Annotated in this window: 23 protein-coding genes and 1 pseudogene; 13 read left to right on the top strand and 11 right to left on the bottom strand. The window is 37.2% G+C overall.

The genetic code is table 11. The features are described 5' to 3' along the window. Positions 1-94 precede the first annotated feature (94 nt). From J7J33_00745 to J7J33_00710, 8 genes and pseudogenes are all read right to left on the bottom strand, one after another. Positions 95-946 (bottom strand): DegV family protein, encoded by an 852-nt coding sequence (locus J7J33_00745; GenBank protein MCD6167822.1) that lies wholly within the window; start codon positions 944-946, stop codon positions 95-97. Positions 947-949: 3 nt separating this feature from the next. Beyond that, complete coding sequence (locus J7J33_00740) at positions 950-2,521, bottom strand: DAK2 domain-containing protein (protein ID MCD6167821.1); 1,572 nt, start codon at positions 2,519-2,521, stop codon at positions 950-952. 3 nt (positions 2,522-2,524) lie between these two features. Next, complete coding sequence (locus J7J33_00735) at positions 2,525-2,854, bottom strand: Asp23/Gls24 family envelope stress response protein (GenBank protein MCD6167820.1); 330 nt, start codon at positions 2,852-2,854, stop codon at positions 2,525-2,527. Between the two features lie 45 nt (positions 2,855-2,899). After that, positions 2,900-3,550: an endonuclease III gene (locus J7J33_00730; protein MCD6167819.1), complete on the bottom strand. Its 651-nt coding sequence runs from the start codon at positions 3,548-3,550 to the stop codon at positions 2,900-2,902. After that, a complete protein-coding gene (locus tag J7J33_00725; GenBank protein ID MCD6167818.1) occupies positions 3,547-4,482 on the bottom strand; it encodes an ABC transporter permease in 936 nt (311 codons plus the stop codon). The genes J7J33_00730 and J7J33_00725 overlap by 4 nt, the downstream gene beginning before the upstream one ends. Beyond that, positions 4,479-5,543, bottom strand: coding sequence for an ABC transporter permease (locus J7J33_00720; GenBank protein MCD6167817.1), 1,065 nt, complete (start codon positions 5,541-5,543; stop codon positions 4,479-4,481). The genes J7J33_00725 and J7J33_00720 overlap by 4 nt, the downstream gene beginning before the upstream one ends. Further along, positions 5,530-7,056: pseudogene (locus tag J7J33_00715) on the bottom strand (ABC transporter ATP-binding protein). The gene J7J33_00720 and the pseudogene J7J33_00715 overlap by 14 nt, the downstream one beginning before the upstream one ends. A gap of 73 nt (positions 7,057-7,129) precedes the next feature. After that, entirely contained in the window at positions 7,130-8,143 is a 1,014-nt protein-coding gene (locus J7J33_00710; GenBank protein MCD6167816.1) for a BMP family protein, read from the bottom strand. Positions 8,144-8,269: 126 nt separating this feature from the next. Here J7J33_00710 and J7J33_00705 point away from each other — a divergent pair, with 126 nt between their 5' ends. The 7 genes from J7J33_00705 to J7J33_00675 all read left to right on the top strand — a co-directional run bounded on the left by J7J33_00705 (position 8,270) and on the right by J7J33_00675 (position 14,266). Continuing rightward, positions 8,270-9,301 (top strand): NADP-binding protein, encoded by a 1,032-nt coding sequence (locus J7J33_00705; GenBank protein MCD6167815.1) that lies wholly within the window; start codon positions 8,270-8,272, stop codon positions 9,299-9,301. Continuing rightward, a complete protein-coding gene (locus J7J33_00700) occupies positions 9,274-10,041 on the top strand; it encodes a hypothetical protein (GenBank protein MCD6167814.1) in 768 nt (255 codons plus the stop codon). The genes J7J33_00705 and J7J33_00700 overlap by 28 nt, the downstream gene beginning before the upstream one ends. Before the next feature lie 89 nt (positions 10,042-10,130). Then, positions 10,131-11,153, top strand: a complete 1,023-nt coding sequence (gene nusA, locus J7J33_00695; protein ID MCD6167813.1) for a transcription termination factor NusA — start codon at positions 10,131-10,133, stop codon at positions 11,151-11,153. Next, positions 11,135-11,434: a YlxR family protein gene (locus tag J7J33_00690; protein ID MCD6167812.1), complete on the top strand. Its 300-nt coding sequence runs from the start codon at positions 11,135-11,137 to the stop codon at positions 11,432-11,434. The genes nusA and J7J33_00690 overlap by 19 nt, the downstream gene beginning before the upstream one ends. Next, a complete protein-coding gene (locus J7J33_00685) occupies positions 11,412-13,295 on the top strand; it encodes a translation initiation factor IF-2 (protein MCD6167811.1) in 1,884 nt (627 codons plus the stop codon). Before J7J33_00690 ends, J7J33_00685 begins: the two co-directional genes overlap by 23 nt. Position 13,296: 1 nt before the next feature. After that, entirely contained in the window at positions 13,297-13,593 is a 297-nt protein-coding gene (locus J7J33_00680) for a DUF503 domain-containing protein (GenBank protein MCD6167810.1), read from the top strand. Positions 13,594-13,603: 10 nt separating this feature from the next. Next, complete coding sequence (locus J7J33_00675; GenBank protein ID MCD6167809.1) at positions 13,604-14,266, top strand: HD domain-containing protein; 663 nt, start codon at positions 13,604-13,606, stop codon at positions 14,264-14,266. Here J7J33_00675 and J7J33_00670 read toward each other — a convergent pair. From J7J33_00670 to J7J33_00660, 3 genes are read right to left on the bottom strand one after another with little or no spacing between them, the layout of a single operon-like run. Next, positions 14,263-15,282, bottom strand: coding sequence for a hypothetical protein (locus J7J33_00670; GenBank protein ID MCD6167808.1), 1,020 nt, complete (start codon positions 15,280-15,282; stop codon positions 14,263-14,265). The genes J7J33_00675 and J7J33_00670 overlap by 4 nt on opposite strands. Then, the gene (locus J7J33_00665; protein ID MCD6167807.1) at positions 15,272-15,967 is read right to left on the bottom strand and encodes an MBL fold metallo-hydrolase; all 696 of its coding nucleotides are present in this window, start codon (positions 15,965-15,967) and stop codon (positions 15,272-15,274) included. Before J7J33_00665 ends, J7J33_00670 begins: the two co-directional genes overlap by 11 nt. After that, positions 15,936-16,316: a YkgJ family cysteine cluster protein gene (locus J7J33_00660; GenBank protein ID MCD6167806.1), complete on the bottom strand. Its 381-nt coding sequence runs from the start codon at positions 16,314-16,316 to the stop codon at positions 15,936-15,938. Before J7J33_00660 ends, J7J33_00665 begins: the two co-directional genes overlap by 32 nt. 14 nt (positions 16,317-16,330) lie before the next feature. Between J7J33_00660 and J7J33_00655 the strand changes: the two genes are divergently transcribed. The 6 genes from J7J33_00655 (at position 16,331) to J7J33_00630 (ending at position 21,997) form a co-directional block, all read left to right on the top strand. Beyond that, positions 16,331-17,365, top strand: coding sequence for a DHH family phosphoesterase (locus J7J33_00655; protein MCD6167805.1), 1,035 nt, complete (start codon positions 16,331-16,333; stop codon positions 17,363-17,365). A 31-nt stretch (positions 17,366-17,396) separates the two neighbouring features. Further along, positions 17,397-18,578, top strand: a complete 1,182-nt coding sequence (locus tag J7J33_00650) for an aminotransferase class I/II-fold pyridoxal phosphate-dependent enzyme (protein ID MCD6167804.1) — start codon at positions 17,397-17,399, stop codon at positions 18,576-18,578. A 34-nt stretch (positions 18,579-18,612) separates the two neighbouring features. Continuing rightward, positions 18,613-19,029 carry a hypothetical protein gene (locus tag J7J33_00645; protein MCD6167803.1) on the top strand — a complete coding sequence of 139 codons (417 nt, stop codon included), beginning with the start codon at positions 18,613-18,615 and terminating at the stop codon, positions 19,027-19,029. 72 nt (positions 19,030-19,101) lie between these two features. Next, positions 19,102-20,373, top strand: a complete 1,272-nt coding sequence (locus tag J7J33_00640) for a serine hydroxymethyltransferase (GenBank protein ID MCD6167802.1) — start codon at positions 19,102-19,104, stop codon at positions 20,371-20,373. Further along, entirely contained in the window at positions 20,370-20,801 is a 432-nt protein-coding gene (locus J7J33_00635; protein ID MCD6167801.1) for a CBS domain-containing protein, read from the top strand. The genes J7J33_00640 and J7J33_00635 overlap by 4 nt, the downstream gene beginning before the upstream one ends. Continuing rightward, on the top strand, positions 20,801-21,997 hold the full coding sequence (locus J7J33_00630) for a cation:proton antiporter (protein ID MCD6167800.1): 1,197 nt from the start codon (positions 20,801-20,803) through the stop codon (positions 21,995-21,997). Before J7J33_00635 ends, J7J33_00630 begins: the two co-directional genes overlap by 1 nt. Positions 21,998-22,045: the final 48 nt, after the last annotated feature.

Genomic DNA, 22,045 nt, shown 5'->3' with positions numbered 1-22,045 from the left:
TCCTTGAGAGGTTCAAGTTCCTCAGTTGTATTAAAATTAAACATATCAGGATTGCATGTATTTTTTAACCTTTCAGGTTTAAGTTCAAAATTTTTCATATCTCCTCCTCTCTAAAATAAATACAGACGCCAAGAGCTCCCGGTCCTGCGTGCACACCGAGAGCACTACCTATAATTTTTGTAAATTCAAACTCTGGTTTCACCTTTGAAAGTATTTCTTTTCTTATCCTTGATATATCTTCAAAAGAATCAGCATGAAGAAAGGCTATTTCAAATTTTTTAGACTCCTCTTTAATCTTGTTTAGCACAAGGTTTGTTATAAATTTCAAAGATTTTTTCCTTCCTCTAACTACTCTTAAGAGTCTTGGTAGTCCATCTCTCATTATAAGAATCGGTTTTATGTTGAGTACGGTAGTGACAAAACTCTTAATATCGTTAACCCTGCCACCTGCATGTGTAAACTTGATTGTGTCAAGGGTGATAAATAAATGAATGTTTGATGTTATTCTATCCACCAAGCTCAGTATTTTTTCTCTTGGAAGGCCCTCTTTAATAAGAGAAACTATCCTTTTTACAACAAAACCAATACCACCAGATATTTGTGTTGAATCAACAATGGAAATTTTATCTTTATTTACCTCTTCCATTGCAATTCTTGCCACATTAACAGTTCCAGAACCTTTTCCCGTGATGAGAACTGTTATAATTTCATCCCCAACTGAGAGGATCTTTTTGTAAATTTTTGTGAAATCTGAAATGGTAGGTTGAGATGTAAATAATTTATATCCCTTCCTCATTAGATTAAAAGATTCCTTTGGAGTTATATCTATTCTGTCCCTCAAGAATTTATCCCCTATTCTGAGATAGAGGGGAACAACCTCAATTCGATTTTCTCTTATAAATTCATCTGGCAGATCACACGATGAATCAACAACAATTCTTATCATTTCTTACTCCAGTGAAATTATATATGGATAGAGAGGTTGTCCTCCTTCATAAACTTCAACATCGCTCTCTGGAAATTTTTCCTGTACAATTTCCTTGAATTTTTCTGCTCTATCTTTATCTATCTCTTCACCATAGTATATGGTTATGAACACACCCGATTTAATATTAAGATTTAATAACAATGAAAGGGCAGCTTCTTCAGGGTCTTTACCGGTTCTTACATCCTTATTTTCAAAAATTGCAATATATTCTCCTGCTCTTATCTTTTTACCATTAAATACTGAAGATCTCACAGCTTTTGTTACTTCAATGGTCTTTACTTCTTTAGCAACTTCAATCATCTCTTGAAGATTGTCCTCAAAGGAGGCGTTTGGGTTGAGGTTAGAAACCGCAGATATACATTGAGGTATTGATTTGGTGGGTATGACCACCACTTCTTTACTGGTAAGTTCCTTTGCCTGAAGGGCAGAAAATATTACATTGGAATTATTTGGAAAAACTACGATCTTTTTTGCATTTACCTTCTCTATTGCTTCCACGAGGTCCTTTGTTGAAGGATTAAAGGTCTGTCCACCTTCTATTATTACATCAACCCCTAACTCTTTAAGCAATTTTTCGAATCCTTTCCCCCTTGAAACAGCAACTATACTAATTTCTTTACCCTTCTTTCTCTGAATCTCATCAACTTCATACTGCATATTCTCTACATTTATTTTTACAATCTCTCCCCTCTTCATGAAGAATTCAATAACATCTGTTGGTCTCTTTGTGTGGAAGTGAATTTTTATTAAGTCTCCCTCTCTTCCAACAATAAGTGAGTCACCTTCTATATTAAAATCTCTCTTTATCGCTTCCTCTGTTAGATTATCTGATCTAACCAAAAGAACTGTGTCAAAGGGATACTTTAGTATTTTTTCTCCCGTAATCCCCTTTTTGGTTTCTATCTTTTCCATTTCAATCTCCTCTCTTCCAAAAGCTCCATAACCACCTTCAACAAATTTAAGAAAACCAAAACCACCTGCATCTACCACATTGGCTTCCTTTAATACATCAAGCATATCAGGGGTTTTTTTAAGTGTATCTCTGGCTATTTTTATAGCATGAAGATATGCAGAGTGCAGACTTTCTCCGTCCTTTACCCTTTCGTATAGAGAGACAGAGAAGCTTTTGGAGACTGTAAGTATCGTTCCTTCAACTGGTCTTATCACCGCCTTGTATGCTCTGTTAACCCCTTCTACAAAACTTAATGCAAACTCCCTTCCAGTTATTTTATCTTTATTTTTTAAGAATTCTCCCATCCCCCTAAATATTTGAGAAAGAATTACCCCAGAATTCCCTCTGGCTCCCATGAGACTTCCTTTTACAATAGCACTTATAAGATCATCAGTGGTATTTATATCTCTCTTATTTATCTCCTCCCATGCTGAAAGGAGAGTCATATACATATTGGTACCTGTATCCCCGTCAGGTACAGGGAAAACATTAAGCGCATTTATCTCTTCTTTATACTTTTCAACTTCTTTAAAACCAAGATAGAAAAACTTTACAAGAAAGTCTTTATCAAGAATCTCCAAATCTTATCCCTCCTTTATACCCTCAACAACAACCACTACTTCAGGAGTTAGTTTTGTCATTTTTTCAAAGGCATATACGGTTTGTGTAATTAAATTGTTCACAACCTCTTTTACATTTATGTTCCTTAAGAGAATTACATGAAAAACTATTTTTATGTTTCTATCGTCAATGAATACCTCAACACCTCTTTTTCCTTCATCCCATCCCAGTATCTTCTGGATACTCTCTTTAAGGTTAACTGGAGAAAGCCCCACAACACCATAACATCGCATGGCGGAGAGAACCGCTATTTGTTTAATTGCCCTCTTGGTTATAAAAGTTTTTCCTTTCATCTCTCTCATTATACCATGAGAAAATTATATAGGTTTGTGTGATTCCTATCTGTGAGTTTTTACCCCAACTTTATCGCAGTATTTACTTATGGGACATATGGAACATCTTGGAGATATTGGAGTGCAAATGTTTTGTCCAAACGATACAAACAAATCATTTAACTCTATCCAGTATTTCTTCGGAATTATTTCTCTTAACTTAACCTCTGTTTCCTCTGGTGTCTTCGTTTTAACAAGTCCTAATCTATTTGATACTCTATGCACATGGGTATCCACAGCAATACCATATTTGTTAAAGCCCTGTGTAATAACTATATTTGCTGTTTTTCTTCCAACACCTGGAAGAGTCAGAAGTTCCTCTAAGTTATCTGGAACCTTTCCACCGTATCTCTCTATTATGATTTTTGAAATTTCTTTAATCCTCTTTGCCTTAACTCTATAAAATCCCACAGGGTAGATAAGTTCCTCAATTTTTTTGGTTGGAAGGTTCAAAAACTCCTGTGGGGTTTTTGCTACTGAAAAGAGCCTTTCACTTGCCTTTAGTGTAACTTCATCCTTTGTTCTAAGCGAGAGGAGACATGAGATAAGGACCCTGAACGGGTCCTTTGTCTTATGAATCTCAGATATAGCAGTTCTTTTAAATTTTTTCTTTTCTCTTTTAAGAGTTTCTATAATTCTTTGTACCGTGTCTATCACTCTCTTCTGTATGGCTTAAGGAGAGCTCCTGGATAAGAGGCATTTCTTGCAACAAGGATTAGGACAATTATCGTTAGTAGATACGGCATTATTAGAAATAGCTGATAAGGAATATCGAACCCTATTGCCTGAAGTCTTAACTGGAGTGCATCCACTCCACCGAAGAGGAGTGCTCCCCATAAAACTTTTGTTGGATTCCAGTTTGCAAATATGACTAAAGCTATGGAAACCCAGCCTCTTCCACCCACCATACCATAGAGGAACATGTTAAAATGTGCAAGGGTAAAGAAGCTCCCAGCAAAACCCATTAAACCACCGGCTATCATCAAAGCGATGTATCTTATTTTAAAGACATTTATTCCTACAGCATCTGCTGCCTCCGGATTTTCACCAACTGCTCTTAAGGAGAGACCAAACCTTGTCTTAAAAAGTATAAAGGATGCAATTGGGACAAGGATTATTGCTATATAGGTAAAAATGCATTGATCAAAGAGTATAGGACCAATAATAGGTATGCTGGAGAGTCCAGGGATGGGAAGGGTTTTAAAAGTCTGGATTGTTGGTGGAACCTTTGGGGAACCAATGATCTGTCTGTAGGTGAAGAGGGATAAACCTGTAGCAAGAAGTGTTATCCCCAATCCGCTTACATGTTGAGAAAGACCAAGGGATACAGATAGTACTCCCATGAGAAGACCAAAAAGTATACCCGCGATAATTGCTGCAACAATTCCGAGCCACAAATTCCCAGTGAAATATGTGGTGAGAAATGCTGCTAGGGCGCCAAAAAGCATAGTCCCCTCTATTCCAAGATTTAATATCCCTGCCCTCTCACAGAAGGTTTCACCAAGAGTGGCAAGGATAAGAGGAGTTGCCATTCTCAGAGTTGCCGAAAGCAATCCTACAAAAAAGTTAACAGTAAGTATCTCCTTCATTCCACCCTCCTTATTCTGTACTCATATAAAAGAAGCATGGCAAGCATGACAAGAAGTGTTATTCCCTGTATAACATCAGCAATAAATGATGTAACTCCTGTAGCTCTACTCATATATTCAGCACCAGTTTGGATAATTCCAAAGAAGAAGGCAGCAAGCATGACACCTATGGGGTGGAGTCCTCCCAGCATAGCAATGACTATGCCACTGTATCCATATCCTGGAGATATATTCTCTGTTAAATGAAAGTGAAGCCCTGCTACCTCTCCTACACCAGCAAGCCCTGCAATTCCCCCACTTATAGCTGCTGTAAGGATTAATGTCCTTGTTGTATTTATACCAAGAAAGTATGCAGCTCTTGCGTTTGCCCCTGTGGCCCTTATATTAAATCCAAGTTTTGTATGTTTTATGATTACATATACTACAATAATAACAATAATGGCGACGATCAATCCAAAGTGCACCCTTGATCTCGCAAATAGCTTAGGATATTCTGCATTCTTGGCAATCATTATAGACTGAGGCCAGCTTGTTACTGGATCTCTCCATGGACCTTCAAGTATTGCTGAGACAATGTAGATCATTATGTAATTCATAAGGAGTGTCGTTACTACATCGTCTACCTTAAATTTTGCTTTAAGAATGCCAGGAATTAATGCCCACAGAGAACCAGCGATGAATCCTACAACAATCATGAGAAGTATATATATAGGGGATGGAAGAGAAAAGTGGCTTATTCCAAGCCATGTAGCAGCAAGAGCTCCAGCATATAACTGCCCTTCTGCGCCAATGTTCCAGAACTTTGCTGTGAATGCGAAAGATACAGCAATTCCTGTGAGCATAAGAGGGGTTGCTTTAACAAGTGTTTCCATAAAACCAAGTCTTGTTCCAAGAGCTCCATAGAATATTGCATAAAATGCAGTTATTGGATTTCTTCCAGCGAGTAGGATTATAATTGCAGAGAAGAGAAAAGATATACCTATTGCTATAAAGGGAATTGAAATTCTAAGCCATGTTGGGGGTGATGGTCTCTTCTCCAGCCTAAATTTAGGAAATTTCACTTAAAGCCTCCTTTCTTGTTCCAGTCATCATAAGACCAATCTCTTCCTTAGGAAGCTCCCCTCTATTCACAAACCCCATAATCTCGCCTTCATATAGAACCATAATTCTATCTGAAAGATTCATGATTTCATCAAGGTCTTCTGAAATTAACAGAATGGCACACCCCTTAGCTCTTTCTTGAAGCAGTCTTTCATGAATATACTCAGCTGCTCCCACATCAAGACCTCTTGTTGGTTGTGAAGCTATAAGGAATTTTGGCTCTCTTGATATAACCCTCGCAAGAATTACCTTCTGAAGATTGCCACCTGAGAGTGTTCTTGTTATTACATTCACATTTGGTGTTCTTATGTCAAACTCCTTCACGAGTTTTTCAGCGTAAGATTTTATCTCTTTGTAATTGAGAAAAGGTCCCTTTGAAAAAGGAGGTTTGTCAAAATACTCAACTACAAGATTTTCGTATAGAGGAATATCAAGAATTAAACCTGCATCCATTCTATCTTCAGGAATTCTACCCACTCCCATCTCTATAATTTCCTTTGGACTTTTTCCGGTTATCTCCTTATTCAAAAGCATAACTTTTCCATTTACAGGCTTTCTTACTCCAGAAATTACATCTTCAAGCTCCTTCTGACCATTTCCAGCAACACCTGCAACTCCAAGAATTTCACCAGATCTTACCATAAAAGATATGTTCTTTAAGGCAAGGTAGCCTCTATCACTCATTACAGAAAGATTCTCAACCTTAAAAACCTCTTCTCCAAGCTTTGGTGGTTCTTTGGAGGTGATCTCTATAACTTCCTTTCCCACCATCATTTTGGCGAGTTCTCTTATTGAGGTTTTGTCAGGCGTAGTTTCACCTACAACCTTTCCACTCCTTAAAACAACAATCCTGTCACTTATCTCAAGGACTTCATATAATTTGTGGGAGATGAATATAATTGTTTTTCCCTCTTACATGAGTATTCTTAATGTTTTAAATAATTCATCTACTTCCTGGGGTGTTAGAACTGCTGTTGGTTCATCAAGAATTATTATTTCTGCATTTCTAAAGAGGACCTTAAGAATTTCAACCCTCTGTTTTTCACCTACAGAGATTTGCCATATCTTTGCATCAGGATCCACATGTAATCCATATCTATCCATGTATTCCTTTATCTTATTCTTTGCCTCATCAAGGTCAATGGTTACCTTATCACCAGGCAGTCCAAGTATAATGTTTTCAGTTACTGAAAATGGATTTACAAGGGTAAAATGCTGGTGCACCATCCCTATTCCATTATCTATGGCATCCTTTGGTGAGTTGATTTCTACTTTCTTTCCTTTTATATATATCTCTCCCTCATCTTTAGAGTACATTCCATAGAGTATCTTCATTAATGTAGTTTTTCCTGCTCCATTTTCTCCAAGAAGAGAAACTATCTCACCTCTGTAAGCTTCAAAATTTATATGATCATTTGCTAAGACCCCTGGAAATCTCTTTGTAATACCTTGCATGGAAAGAACTTTTTCCATAGGCTTCTCCTTGTTTCTATCAGGTATAAAAATAGGGGGGAGAATTCTCCCCCCTATTTAATCTAAATTTCTCCTAATCAGACTTTGGAGTGTTTTCGTCAACTGGGACTCTGAAGAGTCCGTTCATTATATCCTGTGTCTTCTTCTCTACCAATGTCTTTACATCCTCTGGAAGTTTATCCTTCCACTCTTCACAGATAACAAGCTTTGCTCCACCTTTACCCATCATGCTCCAGTCCTTAAGATCCATTGCTTTGAATGAGCCATTCTTCACTGATTCAATTACATATTTAACTGTTGGCCACATATCCCATACAGGACTACCGATAACAAGACCTGGTGCAAGATCGCACTGGTCAAGTATATTTCCAAAGACTGGAATATTTCTCTCTTTGCATGCATCAATTACACCGTATCTTTCACCAAACATAACATCTGCACCCGCTTCAATCTGTGCGATGGTAGCTTCCTTTGCCTTTGGTGGATCAAACCAACTACCTATAAAGGTAACTTTGACTTTTACATCTGGGTTTGCTTCCTTTGCACCGATAATGAAGGCATTAACAATTCTGTTGACTTCTGGGACAGGATAACCTGCAACTACTCCGATTACATTGGATTTTGTGATTTTACCTGCAATGAGACCTGCAAGATATGCTGGTTCATGAATCCAATCATCAAACACTGCAAAGTTTGGATCCATTGGACCACCACCAGAACCAAATACAAAGGCAATATTTGGGTAATCCTTTGCAACCCTCCTCGCAGCTTCTTCGTTGCCAAAGGCATCTCCCATGATGATATCTGGTCCTTTGTCTGCGTATTCTCTGAGCACTCTCTCGAAGTCAGAGTAACCCACGCTTTCTGTCCACTCATATTCTATCCCCAGCTCCTCCTTTGCCTTTAGCAGAGCATGGTGGATAGCACCATCCCATGGTTCCTCAATAGGCGTTGCAAAGATACCCACCACTTTGAGCTTCTTCTCCTCGGGTGGTTGCTCTTGCGGTTTCTCTGCTGGAGCACATGCTGTAAATATAAGTACCCCCGCAATGATTAAAACTCCAAGAAGCAATAGTCCTTTTTTCATTTTCTACACCTCCTCAAGGGTTTTTCTATTTTAACTTTAGACTATGTAATAAAATTTGTCAAGGTTTATCTTTTTAGCATGTGAAATGCTGTATAATTAATTCAAAAGCATTTTAAGGAGTGAAAGATGAAGAAAATAAGGGTTGCAGTTTTTGGAACCGGATCAATGGGAAAGGGTATGATCTCATTGATTCTGGGGAAGGAGGAACTTGAACTTGTTGGTGTAGTGGCAAGGAGAAAGGAGAGGGAAGGGAAGGATGTAGGAGAGATTATTGGAAGGGGTAAAATTGGAATAGAGATTAAGAATGATACAAAGGAGGTTATAGATAGAGGAGTAGATGTTTTTCTTCATGCCACCTGTTCAAGGGTAAAAGATGCGTATCCTGAGATAAAAAAGATAGTTGAAGAAGGGGTGAATGTGATAACAATAGCAGAGGAGATGGCTTATCCGTGGATAGTTGAACCAGAGCTTTCAAAAGAGTTAAACAGGATTGCATTAGAGAACAATGTTACAATTTTAGGTACAGGCATAAATCCTGGTTTTGTCCTTGATACCCTTATAATAACCCTTACAGGTGTAATGAGTAGAATTGATAGAATTTATGCAAAAAGGGTGAATGATCTATCTCCATATGGACCAAGTGTCATGAGGACTCAAGGAGTTGGAACAACACCAGAGGAGTTTGAAAAAGGGCTTAAATCTGGCGAAATTGTGGGTCATTTTGGTTTTCCTCAATCAATCCATATGATAGGTGAAGCAATAGGATGGAAGATAGAAAGGATAATAGAGGAGAGGAAGCCAATAATTTCTAAAGTAGAGAGAAGAACTAAGTATGTAGTTGTGAAACCTGGCATGGTGGCTGGGTGTCATCATAGGGGAGTTGGGATTGTAGATGGGGAAGAGAAGATAATACTTGATCACCCTCAGCAGATTCTTCCACACCTTGAGGGGATTGAAACGGGGGATTACATAAAAATAGATGGAGAACCACCAATAAATTTCGTGAATAAACCAGAGATAAAGGGTGGAGTTGGAACTATTTCCATAGCAGTTAACATGATACCAATTGTTTTAGATGAAAAACCGGGACTTATAACTATGAAGGACACAAAGGTTCCGAGATTCATAAAATGGGTAGAATTGTTGAAGAGATATTAGATTTTGTATATAAGGAAATTCCTCTTGAAAATATAAATGTGGTTGATGCTCGTATCGGTGCTGTGTATTCTGGAGTAACATTGTCAAATGGGTATGCAGGTATTGCATGGATAGTGAGAGAGAAACTCCACATTCATCCAGTGGATAGGGCAGGTTTTCTAACCAAGATTAATATTAAGAAGGAATTAAAGAGATTCATCTTTTCTGAAAATCCCTTTGAGAGAAGTTTCGGCTTCTCAATACTTAATGCACTTGTAATTTCTACCCTAAAGGGAGATGTAAGAACAGGAGATGCTTTAGATGCAATCTCAATAAGAGATGGGGATACAATAACTTTAATTGGAGCAATAGGTCCTTTTATAAAGGAGCTTTCAACAAGACCTGTTAATATAAACCTTTTTGAAAAGGGAGAGGTTAAGGAAGAGTTCAGGAAATTCTTAAGGTTGGAGGAGGATTTGAAGAAGGTTCTTTTAGAGACAGACATACTTATATTAACAGGTGTTACCTTAGAGAATTTCTCCATTGATGATATAGTCTCACTTCCTACAAGGGCAAGGGAGAGGATTATTTCAGGTCCTTCGACACCAATGATTGGAGAGGTTTTCAAAAAGAGAGGATTTACACTTGTTGCTGGAGTAAGGATTGTGGATCCCAAGATGATGATTAAAGTTGTAGGTGAGGGCGGGGGAACCAAAGCAATTATTAAAAATTCTGCTGAAAAGGTATTCTTGAGATTATAGTAGAGAGATTAAGCCACTCTTTATTAAAACTATTTTGGTGGTGAAATAACCTGTGTTATAATTGTTCAAGAGAATTAAAAGGAGGAAAGGTGCCGTCTGAACTTATTAAAGCAATAGAGGAACTGGAAAAAACAAAGGGAATACCAAAGGAAAAGGTCCTTAAGGTTCTTGAGGACGCTATAAGTATTGCTTACAGGAAGAAATTTCCTGGTAGTGGTAATATACATGTTTATATAAATCCTGAAACAGGAGAGATAAAGATTTTCACAAAGATGCATGTTGTTGAAAAGGCCGAGAAGAAGGGAGAGATATCTTTAAAGGATGCGCAGAAGATCAAGAAGGACGCTAAGGTGGATGAGATAATAGATATGGAGATTCTTCCGGAGAAGTTGGGATTTGTGGCTATGCAGGTAGCAAAGCAGGTTTTAATTCAAAAGATTGTTCATCTTGAGAGAGAAGTTTTGTACGAACAGTATAAAGATAAGAAAGGCACTGTAGTTTCAGGTAAAGTATCCAGAATAATAGGAAGAACAATATTTGTAAAGATAGATGATGTGGAGGGAAGGATACCTCCAAATTTTGCAATTCCTAAGGAGAAGTATACAAAGGGCAAGGAATTAAAGGTTTATGTAGAAGATGTTATAAAAACCCCAAAAGGACCGGATATAATTCTATCCCGTACATCTAAGGAACTACTGAAACTTCTCCTTGAGAAAGAGATACCAGAGATAATGGATGGGATAGTGGAAATCAAAGGGATTGTGAGGGAACCTGGTGAAAGGGCGAAGGTTGCAGTTCATTCCTATAGGCCAGATGTTGATCCAGTTGGTGCATGTATAGGAACCAAGGGTGTTAGAATAACAAACATATCAAAGGGGCTTTCAGGTGAGAAGATAGATATAGTAAGATGGTCTGATGTTCCAGAAGAGTATATAAAGTATGCTCTTTCCCCTGCAAAGGTGGAGAAAGTCCAGATAAAAGATAAGAGAGCAATTGTTTATGTTTCCTCAGATCAGGTTCCCCTTGCCATTGGTAAAGAGGGTATAAATGTGAAGCTTGCCTCCAAACTTACAGGTTATATATTGGAACTTAGATGCCTCGAAGAATCTTAAGAAGATGTGTTGTTTGTAGAAGAGTTGATGATAGACAAGAGTTTCTTAGAATAGTTAGAAAAAAAGATGGTGAGATAGTGTTTGATCCAGATTTCAGAGAGTTTGGGAGAAGTGCCTATATGTGTAAAAGGAGAGAGTGTATAGAGAAGGCTTTTAGGAAAAGAAAACTGGAGAAATCCTTGAGGGTAGATTCTATTGATAGAGAGGTTAAAGATAGGCTGAAAAAACAAATGTTAATTTATATAAAAGAGGTGAAGAATGAAAAAACTAAGAGTATTTAGTGTAGCCAAAGAGATAGGTATATCAACCACAGAGCTTATAAAATATCTTGACGAGCTTGGAGTAAAAGTAAAAGGAAATCTTTCAACTATAGATGAGGAGACTGCAAATGTTGTAAAGGAATTGGTTCTTAAGGATAAGGAGGAGAGGGAAAGAAGAGAGAAAGAGAGAAAAGGGAAGATAAAGTTAAGGGAACTTATTGCTCATTTGAATATTCCTTTAAAAAGGCTTATCTCATATGTTTTAAAATGGGGGCTTGTTAGAACAGACGAAAATGATGAAATACCATTTCCTATTGCTGCAAGAATAGCAAATTCCTTTGGTAAGCCACTTACCGAAATACTCCCACCCCTTCCTGAGGAGTTTAAACCAAGACCACCTGTAGTTACAGTTATGGGACACATTGATCATGGTAAAACCACCCTTCTTGATGCCATAAGGAAAACAAACATTGCAGTGAGAGAAAAAGGAGGAATTACCCAGAAGATAGGAGCTTCTGAGGTTGTTCATAATGGGAAGAAAATTATTTTTATTGATACACCGGGGCATGAAGCATTCACTGAGATGAGAATAAGGGGAGCCATTGTTACAGATATAGTTGTTCTTGTAGTGGCGGCAGATGAAGGAGTAAAGGAGCAGACTGTGGAGGCGATAAATCATGCGAAGGAAGCGAGGGTGCCAATAATTGTTGCAGTAAACAAAATTGATAAAGAAGGGGCTGACCCTGAAAGGGTTAAGAAGCAACTCTCCAATTATGATTTATTACCTGAGGAGTGGGGAGGAGAGACTCTATATGTAAATACATCTGCCAAAAATGGAATTGGACTGGAAGACCTTTTAGAACACATACTCCTTGTAGCAGAGTTGGAGGAACTTTCTAAATCTAACGAAAAAAGAGCAGGCGGAACAATAATTGAGGCAAGACTTGATCCAAGAATTGGGCCAACAGCAAGCTTTATTCTTCAAGCAGGTGAGCTTAAAGTAGGAGATTGGGTCATGGCAGGCGATACATATGGAAAAGTAAGAATGATAACAACTCCCTCTGTGAGACAGGCAAAATTGGTGGAGTCTGTGAGTGCTGTTGAAATAATGGGGCTTAAGAATACTCCAGTACCAGGTGATCTCATAATTCAATATGATTCAGAAAAGGTTATAAAAGAGAAGATAGAGAAGATTGAAGAAGAGAAAAAGAGAGTTAAAAGGGAGCGAAAGAGACCGATATCCATTGAGGAGCTTTTTGAAAAACTTGAGGAGGAGAAGAAACTTAAGATTATATTGAAGGCGGATACCTTTGGGTCTCTTGAGGCAGTAAAATCTGTCATTGAGTCTATAGATTCGAAGGATATAAAGATAGAGATAATACATACCGGTGTTGGAAGAATCAATGAATCTGATGTCCTTCTTGCTGTTGCCTCAGGTGCTATAATACTTGGATTTAGCACTAAAGAAGGACCTGTGGTAAAAAAGATGCCAGAGAGGGGAAGGGTAAAGATATTCCTCTTTGACCTCATATATGATTTACAGGAATGGCTCATAAAGTTTATAAAGGGAATGATAAAGCCAGAGCTTGTGGAAGTAACTGTAGGTAAGGCAGAAGTAAAGAGAATATTCAAGATAAAGGGGCTTGGACTTGTTGCTGGCTGTATAGTGAGAGAGGGGAAAATTGTGAGAGATATGAGTGCCAGAATTATAAGAAATGGAGAGGTTATTGGAGAGGGAAAAATTTCATCTCTTAAAAGATTTAAAGAGGATGTTAAAGAGGTGAGTGAGGGATATGAATGTGGACTTAGAGTGGAAGGGGTTAAGGATATATCAGAAGGTGATATAGTGGAAGTTTATGAGATAAAAGAAAAAGGCTCCTGAGATGTTTTTCACTGTTGTGGAGTTTGAACTTGGTATTCCTGGGTCTAAGACATTAAAAGATAAGAGGAAGGTTGTTTTATCTGTAATTACAAGGTTAAAAAAGAGGTACAATATAGCCATTGCTGAAGAGAGAAAAGAGGAGATGGTTGAAAGGGCAAGATTTTACTTTGTTACTTTAAATTCAAGCAAGAGAGAGTTGGATTCTACACTTTCAAAGATAGAGGACTATCTTTCCAATCTGCCCAATGCTGTGCTTCTCTCATATCAAAGGGAAAGTGTGCCAATAGAGGAGTTTTAATATGAAAGAGATGAAATATAAGAGATTCGAGGCGGTGAAAAACCATCCCAAAGTAAAAACTTTTATAGCTATGGCAGATAGGTATCTTGAAGCTTTGGGATACACTGAACACGGATTCAGACACACATCTCTTGTTTCAGAGATTGCGGAGAATATTCTTGAGAGATTGGGGTACTCAGAGAGGGAAATAGAACTTGCAAAGATTGCGGCATATCTTCATGATATAGGGAACTTTTTGGGAAGAGACACCCATACAGTAAGTGGTGCTTTAATAGCAATGGATATCTTAAAGGACCTTGGATTTCCCCCAGAGGATATAGGGGAAGTTATGGAAGCTATAGCAAACCACGATGAAAAAACAGGATTTGTTGCAACACCTATAACTGCTGCAGTTGTTCTTGCGGATAAATCAGATGCTCATAGATCAAGGGTGAGGGCAAAACCAGAAAATTTTGATATTCATGATAGAGTAAATTATGCCGTTGAAAAATCATTCTTGAGAGTTGATGAGAAGAACAAAGAGATAACACTTGAATTGACGATAGATACTGAAATCTCAAAACCAATGGAATATTTTGAGATATTTCTCTCAAGGATGATGCTTTGCAGACAAGCTGCAAAGGTTTTAGGTTGTGAGTTTCATCTTGAGATAAACAAAAATAAACTTCTTTAGTAATATCCAGTTAATTCCACATATGCAATTCCATCTATCTCTTCTTCTTTTATTTTCCCCTTTACCTTACATATTCCCTCATAGTAATCTGGAGTTATTATGGAGTTAAACTCCTGATTTTTTACCATTGCCTCAATAATAAAATTAATATCTTCCTTCCCGATGCTGAGTTCCCATATCTCTGGATACCGCTTTTTACCAGACAGGAAGTCCTTATCAAGCACTTTGAAATCAAACTTATCAAATTTTTTAATAAAATCTCCCTTTGTAAGGCTTGCATACTGAATCACCAATTTTTTTCTCTTTGCATCCCATAGATTAAACGCCATAAGATATGTTTTATTCTTGAGTCTTATACTAAACCAATCCCATACAGCTTCTACTTTAAAATTTCCCCATTGGTGATCGTGCCAGGTTTCTCCATTTACCTTAAAGAGTTTACCTCCTCTTTTTATATAACCTTCCGTTTCCATGGAGGGGTAGGTATAGTAATAGGAATCCCCGGCATTTCCTAATTTTATCAGTCCATTGTCTCCATGAAGTATCATCTTTGAAGTTGGTTTCATATATAGATCCAAAGAGACTTCTTTTGAAATCACATATATATGATATATATTTCCGTCACTTTCCAGTATCCATGCACCATTTCTTAATAAGAGTTCATTTTCCTTCCACATCAATATTGATTGTCTTACTCTCTCAGAGTAGGAGAATTTTTCCTCCTGTACATCCACAATGGCAAAGTGGCTTACGCATGTATTAACCAATGGTTCGAATATAGAATTTTTAGGTGGAACATTTACTTTAAAAAATGTTACCTCAAAACCGAATCTTTCGTTTAAAAAACCTGTGAAATACCACCACTCAATTGCATATTTATTGTGTGGAAGGAAATCATTCTCTGTTACAGGCTCCACTTCCATTTTTTGAAATAATGGTGTGGAGATGATTCTGTTATAAATTCCATGTGCACTCTTCTTGAAACTCTTAAATATCTTTGTATCTTTAAAACTCAATTCTTGTTCCTCCTCTCCCTCCTTTATAGATTTCTTTTAGCTCTCTACTAAAAAACTCCCTTGCGGTTTTCCCTGTACAGTGAATTGGATAGATTTCCTTTACTCCCAGTTTGACGAAGATCTCTTTTATTCTTTTGAGTCTCTCCAGAGTCTCTGTATAAAGGTGGAAACCTCCAACAATACCAAATATCTCTATACCCATCTTTTGATTAACTTCTACCACCATATTCTCTATTTTTGGATGGGAACATCCAACAACGAAGAAATTTTTTCCATTACTCTCAGCTATCAGGGATTGTTCAGGGATAGGACCTTCAAATTTATACAATGTGAAGTTGGGATGTATTTTAAGAGTATCTTTAACACATATTGGTTTTAAACCATATCTCTCCACCATCTTTGTCATGCTTTTTTCAGGTATATAAACGGAGATTCCCTTTGTTATGTTCCCTATATATGGAAGCCCACCTGTGTGATCATAGTGATTGTGGGATAGGATAAGGGCATCAATTTTTGAGAGATCTATGTTTAATTTCTCTGCATTTTTGTTAAGGATTTCGGGATTATCTCCTGTATCAAATAGGAGTTTAAAATCCTCTCTCTCTATGTATATGGAAAGACCCCAGGAGGGTATAAGTTCGTCACCTTCCTCATTATCTACTAAGACTACCATCTTTGTTTTCATTCCTTCTCTCCTCTTTCTTCTTTATTTTATCACAGGCGTATAATCTACATGCAATGGGTCTATTCTTCCATATTGAACACATGTTAAATTTTGTAAGGTAGATGCAGCTTCCATCCTTTCTTCTCTTTAAAACCCATCCAGACCTTATTTTTCCAGTTTCAGGATCAATCCATGTTTTAAATTCCATCTCATAGAAGCCACTTCTTACCTCTTCCTCTGTTAGTGGAACAAAGTTTTCTTTACAGCATGGTGCATCACAGAAGAGGCAAATGTCTGATATTACCGTTTTCTTTAGTTTCTCTCTATTTCTCTCTTTATAATAAACTTTAAATTCTTTCGTTCCTTTCATATAATAATTATAATATGTTTGATTTAAAGAGAGTTTCAGTAAGATTTAAAGAGGAGATTAAAAGTATTGAAAAGGAGAGAAGAATAGTTATCCTTTCCCATGTAGATGCAGATGGAGTGAGCGCAGGTGTTCTTGTCCATAAAGCACTTAGGGAAAATGGTTTTAATGTAGTAGATTTGTTGTATCCGAAGAAAGGGGAAAATGGTTTTTCAGATTCAGTTATAGGGAGAGTCCTTGAGAAGAAACCAGATGTGGTTTTTATTGTGGATCTTGGTTCTTATAAAAAGGAATTTAAGGGCGTGGAGAAGATTATAATTATTGATCATCATAAACCAGAAGGTGTAGTTGAGAATGGAGTTCTGTTTACCTCCTTTCCTCCTCCACCATACATTTCTGCAGCTTATCTTTCGTTTCTCTTATTTGATAATATTGGTTTTTCTCCTAAGGATTTTTTAGGAGCTATAGGGGAGGCGGGGGATTTTGGAACGTCGGTTAAGGATGTTCCCATGTATGAGAATATTTTAAAAAAATACAAGAAGAAGTGGATTTCCCATGTTGCATCTCTTGTTAATGCTGCAAGGAGAATCCCTGAGTTTGATATTAAAACATCCACAAGGTATCTTATGAATGCCAATGAATTTTCTGATTTATTGAGTGAATCGGAGGCGAAATCCACCCTTGAAACATATAGAAAGAGAGTGAAAAGGGAAGTGGATAGATGGAAGAGAGTTAGACCAAAATTTTCTGGAAGTCTTGTTCTTTTGGAGATAAATTCACCATATCTTATTCACCCAATAATTGCACAGATATGGAGGAATGTTCTTAAAAATTACATAGTTGTGTGTGCAAATTATGGATACATTGATGGAAGAGTTGCCTTTTCCATGAGAACAAATCTTTCCATTTCACTTCTCTCCTTCTTAAGAAAATATACAGAGCCAAGTCTTGATGAAGACCTTGGTTTTGGTCATGAGAGGGCAACTGGTGGTATAGTTACTGTTGAGAAGTGGAAGAATATAGTTTCTCTATGGGGTTTTAAGGATTCTTAAGTGGTGATAATATAGATACAAGGAGGTTTTTATGGATAAGAAGATTAAATTTTCTACAAAGTGCATTCATTCAGGTGAGTATATTGATAAGGAAACAGGTGCTGTAAATACACCAATATTTCAGAGTTCAACATTTGTCTTAAGTGATGAAGATTACAAGAAAATTCTTGAGGGAAAGGCAAGAGAGGCATGGATATATTCAAGGTATGGTAATCCCACAAGAAGAGCTGCAGAAAGAAAAATAGCCGAGATATGCAAAGGAGAGGATGCTCTTCTCTTCTCCTCAGGAATGGCAGCCATATCAACAACACTTCTTACATTTCTTTCAGAGGGAGATGAAATAATAACCACACTGGATCTTTATGGAGGGACCCTGTCTTTTATAAAGAATGAACTTCCTAAATTTGGAATAGTTGTAAAGTATGTGGATCAAACAAAACCTGAAGAGATAAAGAAGGCAGCCACTGAGAGAACAAAATTGTTATACTTTGAAACACTCTCAAATCCTCTTTTAAAGATTCTTGATGTGGATGAGGTTGTAAAAATAGGTAAAGAACTTGGAGTACCAGTTATAGTGGATAACACCTTTTTAACTCCCTATAACCTGACGCCACTTGATAGGGGTGTTGATATAGAGATACATTCTGTGACCAAGTATCTGAATGGCCATAGTGATGTTGTGGGTGGAGTTGTAGTTGGAAGCAAGAATTATATAGATATGATCTGGGAGAGAATGATAAGATATGGTGGCTCTATGGATCCAGTTTCTGCATTTCTTCTTGAGAGGGGGCTTAAGACACTTTCTTTAAGAATGGAGAGGCACAATATAAACGCATTAAGGATTGCAACATTTCTTTCAACACATGAAAAGGTAAGAAATGTAATATACCCGACCCTCGATAATTATCCATATATTCTCTCCAGTGTAAGATACCTTACAAAGGGAGCTGGTGGAATGGTTAGTTTTGAAATAAAGGGGGATGATGAGGATGGACTTAAGTTTATGAGGAATCTTAAGATTATAAAAGAGGCAACAAGTCTTGGTGGGGTGGAGAGTCTTGTAAGTATGCCTTTTAACACATCTCATGCCTCATTGACCAAGGAGGAGAGGGAAAAGATAGGGATTGGACCAGGTTTTGTAAGGTTGTCAGTGGGCATAGAGGATGTGGATGATCTTATATGGGACATTGATCAGGCATTAAAGAAAATTTAAAAATCTATTTTTATAAAAATTAAGAGGAGGTTTTATGAGCAAGATTAGCTTAAGAAAGGTTTATCTTTATCTGTTTTCTATGATAGGGTTAATCCTTGTGATAATAGGTGCTGTAGGTTTTATAAATTTAGGTCTTCAGCTTACAATTTTTAGAGATGCGCTGCAGTACAAGTATGGATACTTGGACAGACCGCCCGAACCCTATTTTCTTGAGAGAGTTAATACTTTAAAAGAGAGTGAAGAACTTACAGAACAGGATAAAGAGATGTTAAAGCAGTGGGAGGAAGACTATAAAAAGTGGCAGGAGAGTCAGAAAAAAGGATACCTCCCTTATGTAGAGAATGAACTTTCAAGGGATGTAGCTTTACTTATAGTGGGTATACCTTTATATCTATATCACTGGAGTTTAATAAAGAAGGAGGGAGGTTCACCTCCATCTAAAGAGCCTTAGAGATACAGATAGCAACTTAACAAATTTTTAGAAGGGTATAAAATAAATATGATACCTAAAAAGGAGGTAGAGATGTTAAAGGATTTATTTAATTCAGATCCAGAGATATTTGAGGCTATTTATAAAGAGATAAAGAGGCAACACGAAAATCTTGAACTCATAGCATCAGAAAATTTTGTGAGTAGAGCAGTTTTATCAAGTTTAGGCACTCCCCTTACAAACAAGTATGCAGAGGGTTATCCTGGCAAAAGATACTATGGTGGATGTGAGTTTGTGGATATTGCAGAAGAACTTGCGAGGGAGAGGGCAAAGAAACTTTTTAATGCAGAACATGCCAATGTCCAACCCCATTCTGGAACACAGGCAAACATGGCAGTTTACTTTGCAGTTTTAAAACCGGGGGATACAATCCTTTCAATGGAACTCTCACATGGAGGTCATCTATCTCATGGAAGTCCAGTATCTTTTTCAGGTAAGCTTTACAATGTTGTTTACTATGGAGTAAAAAAAGATACAGAGATCATTGATTTTGATATGGTTAGAGACCTTGCCAGAAAGCACAAACCAAAACTTATAGTAACAGGATACTCTGCATACCCAAGAAAAATTGATTTTGAAAAATTCAGAGAGATAGCTGACGAGGTGGGATCGTATCTTATGGCTGATATTGCTCATATTGCAGGATTGGTTGCAACAGGTTTCCATCCATCACCAGTGAATACGGCAGATTTTGTCACTTCTACAACGCATAAGACATTGAGGGGTCCGAGGGGAGCCTTTATTCTTACAAAGGAAAAATATAAGAAAATTATAGATAAAGCTGTTTTTCCTGGAACTCAAGGTGGTCCACTCATGCATGTGATAGCTTCAAAGGCAGTTTGCTTTAAGGAAGCCATGAGTGAAGAGTTTAAAAATTATCAGGAACAGATAGTAAAGAATGCAAAAGCGTTAGCTAATACTTTAAAGGAGGAAGGTGCAAGACTTGTATCTGGAGGCACAGATAATCACTTAATGCTTGTAGACTTAAGACCATTTAAAATAACAGGTAAAAAGGCAGAGAGGATATTGGGGAGTGTAAATATTACAGTGAACAAGAATACAATACCATTTGATCCAGAGAAACCATTTGTTGCAAGTGGAATTAGACTTGGAACACCTGCATTGACTACAAGAGGGATGAAAGAGGAGGAGATGAAGATTGTTGGAAAACTCATTGCCAGGGTATTAAAAAATCCAGAGAATGAGTCTATTTTAAATGGGGTTAAAAAGGAAGTTCTTTCTCTTTGTGAGAGATTTCCTTTATATCCTGAGCTTAGAAGAGAAATGGAGGTGTATATGAAATGAAGGTAAGAGATATTCATAAAACGATAACAATAGAGCCTCCTGTTGTCTTCGAAAATGATTCCATTGAAAAAGTGGTAGAGGTTTTACTTAAAGATCCTCGTTCAAGGAGTGTATATGTTGTGGATAAGGAAGAGAAACTTGTAGGTATAATACCTACATCCATTATTCTCAAAACCACACATATTTTGAAAGGCAAAAGAACTGTAGCGAAAGAAGATACATTTAATGCCTTAAAAATATCTAAAGCCAGGGTAGCTAAAGATATCATGCTTCCGCCAATATATGTTTTTGAGAATGAAGACATTGTCGATGCTCTTGAAGCTATGGTGATGGAGAAAATTGAGGAGTTGCCAGTGGTTGATAAGAGTAAAAAGGTTATAGGGGATTTAAACTGCATGGAAATTATAAAGAATCTATGGAGTAAATAATGGATGTATTTGTATACACCTTTCTTCTCCTTGCATCAGCTCTCTTCTTTGGTCATTTGATGATTAGATTAAAACAACCTCAAATAGTGGGTGAGATAATAGGTGGTATAATTGTTGGTCCTGTTCTTCTCCTCATACTTCCAAGAATATTTGTTCCCGAGGGGCATGCAATACTAAGATTCTTCTCCCACGAAGAGGCAAGTGACTTGATGAAAGCTGTGATAGATTTTAGCGGTGTCTTTCTTATGCTTGGTGCAGGACTTGAAACGGATCTTTCAGATCTTTTGAAGGTTGGAAAGGAAGCCGTGCTTACGGCAATTTTTGGAGTAGTTGTGCCATTCTCCTTAGGGTATTTCGCCTCCATCAAATTACTTAACCTCTCCACCACAGCTTCACTTTACATTGCTGCATCAGTTTCAATTACTGCAGTTGCATTATCTGTTGCTACACTTATTCAGATTGGTAAATTAAACACAAAGGTTGGAATGACAATAATAGGAGCTGCAGTAGTTGATGACATAATCGGTATAGTTATACTTTCCATCCTTACCAGTATAGGAAATACAGGAGAAATTCCTCATATAGGATTTTTAATGAAACTAATCCTTATATCTGTTCTATTTGTTGTTTTATCTATTGCTCTCGGTCCAATATTAGGAAGATTCATTTTCTCCAAAATTGAGAAACTTTCTCTCAATGAAAGACTATCAATAGTATTATTATGGGTTTTTGTCTTTTCCATGCTTGCACATATGGCAGGTCTTCATCTTATAATAGGTGCCTTCTTTGGTGGTCTTACAGTTAGGAGTTTTCTAAGGAAGGGAGAAATTGAGACAATTGAGAGATGGATATGGGGTTTTTTCGCCCCGTTATTCTTCTCATGGACAGGCTTTTCCATAGTACTTTCAAAAGAAGCATTTGGTCTTCCCCTTCTTGTAATAGTTGGGGTTGCTTTTGTGGGTAAAATTTTTGGTGGAGCTCTTGGTGCTTTCATTTCAGGGATACCGTTAAAGAAATCCCTTGTGGTTGGAATAGGTATGAATGCAAGAGCGGCAGTAGAGTTGGTTGTTGCCAATATAGCTCTTAATCAGGGAATAATAAATAGACCTATATACACCTCCATTGTATTTATGGCGATGATAACATCTATTACAACTCCTATACTTTTAAAGACCTTTGCTGAAAAGTACGCATAAAAATGATAAAATTATTAAAAAAAAGGAGGAAAGAGCAATGATCAATGA

The sequence above is a fragment of the Caldisericia bacterium genome, assembly GCA_021158845.1.
Classification (GTDB): domain Bacteria; phylum Caldisericota; class Caldisericia; order B22-G15; family B22-G15; genus B22-G15.
Note: the sequence above shows the minus strand (reverse complement) of the source record. Positions and strands in the feature narration are given on the sequence as shown.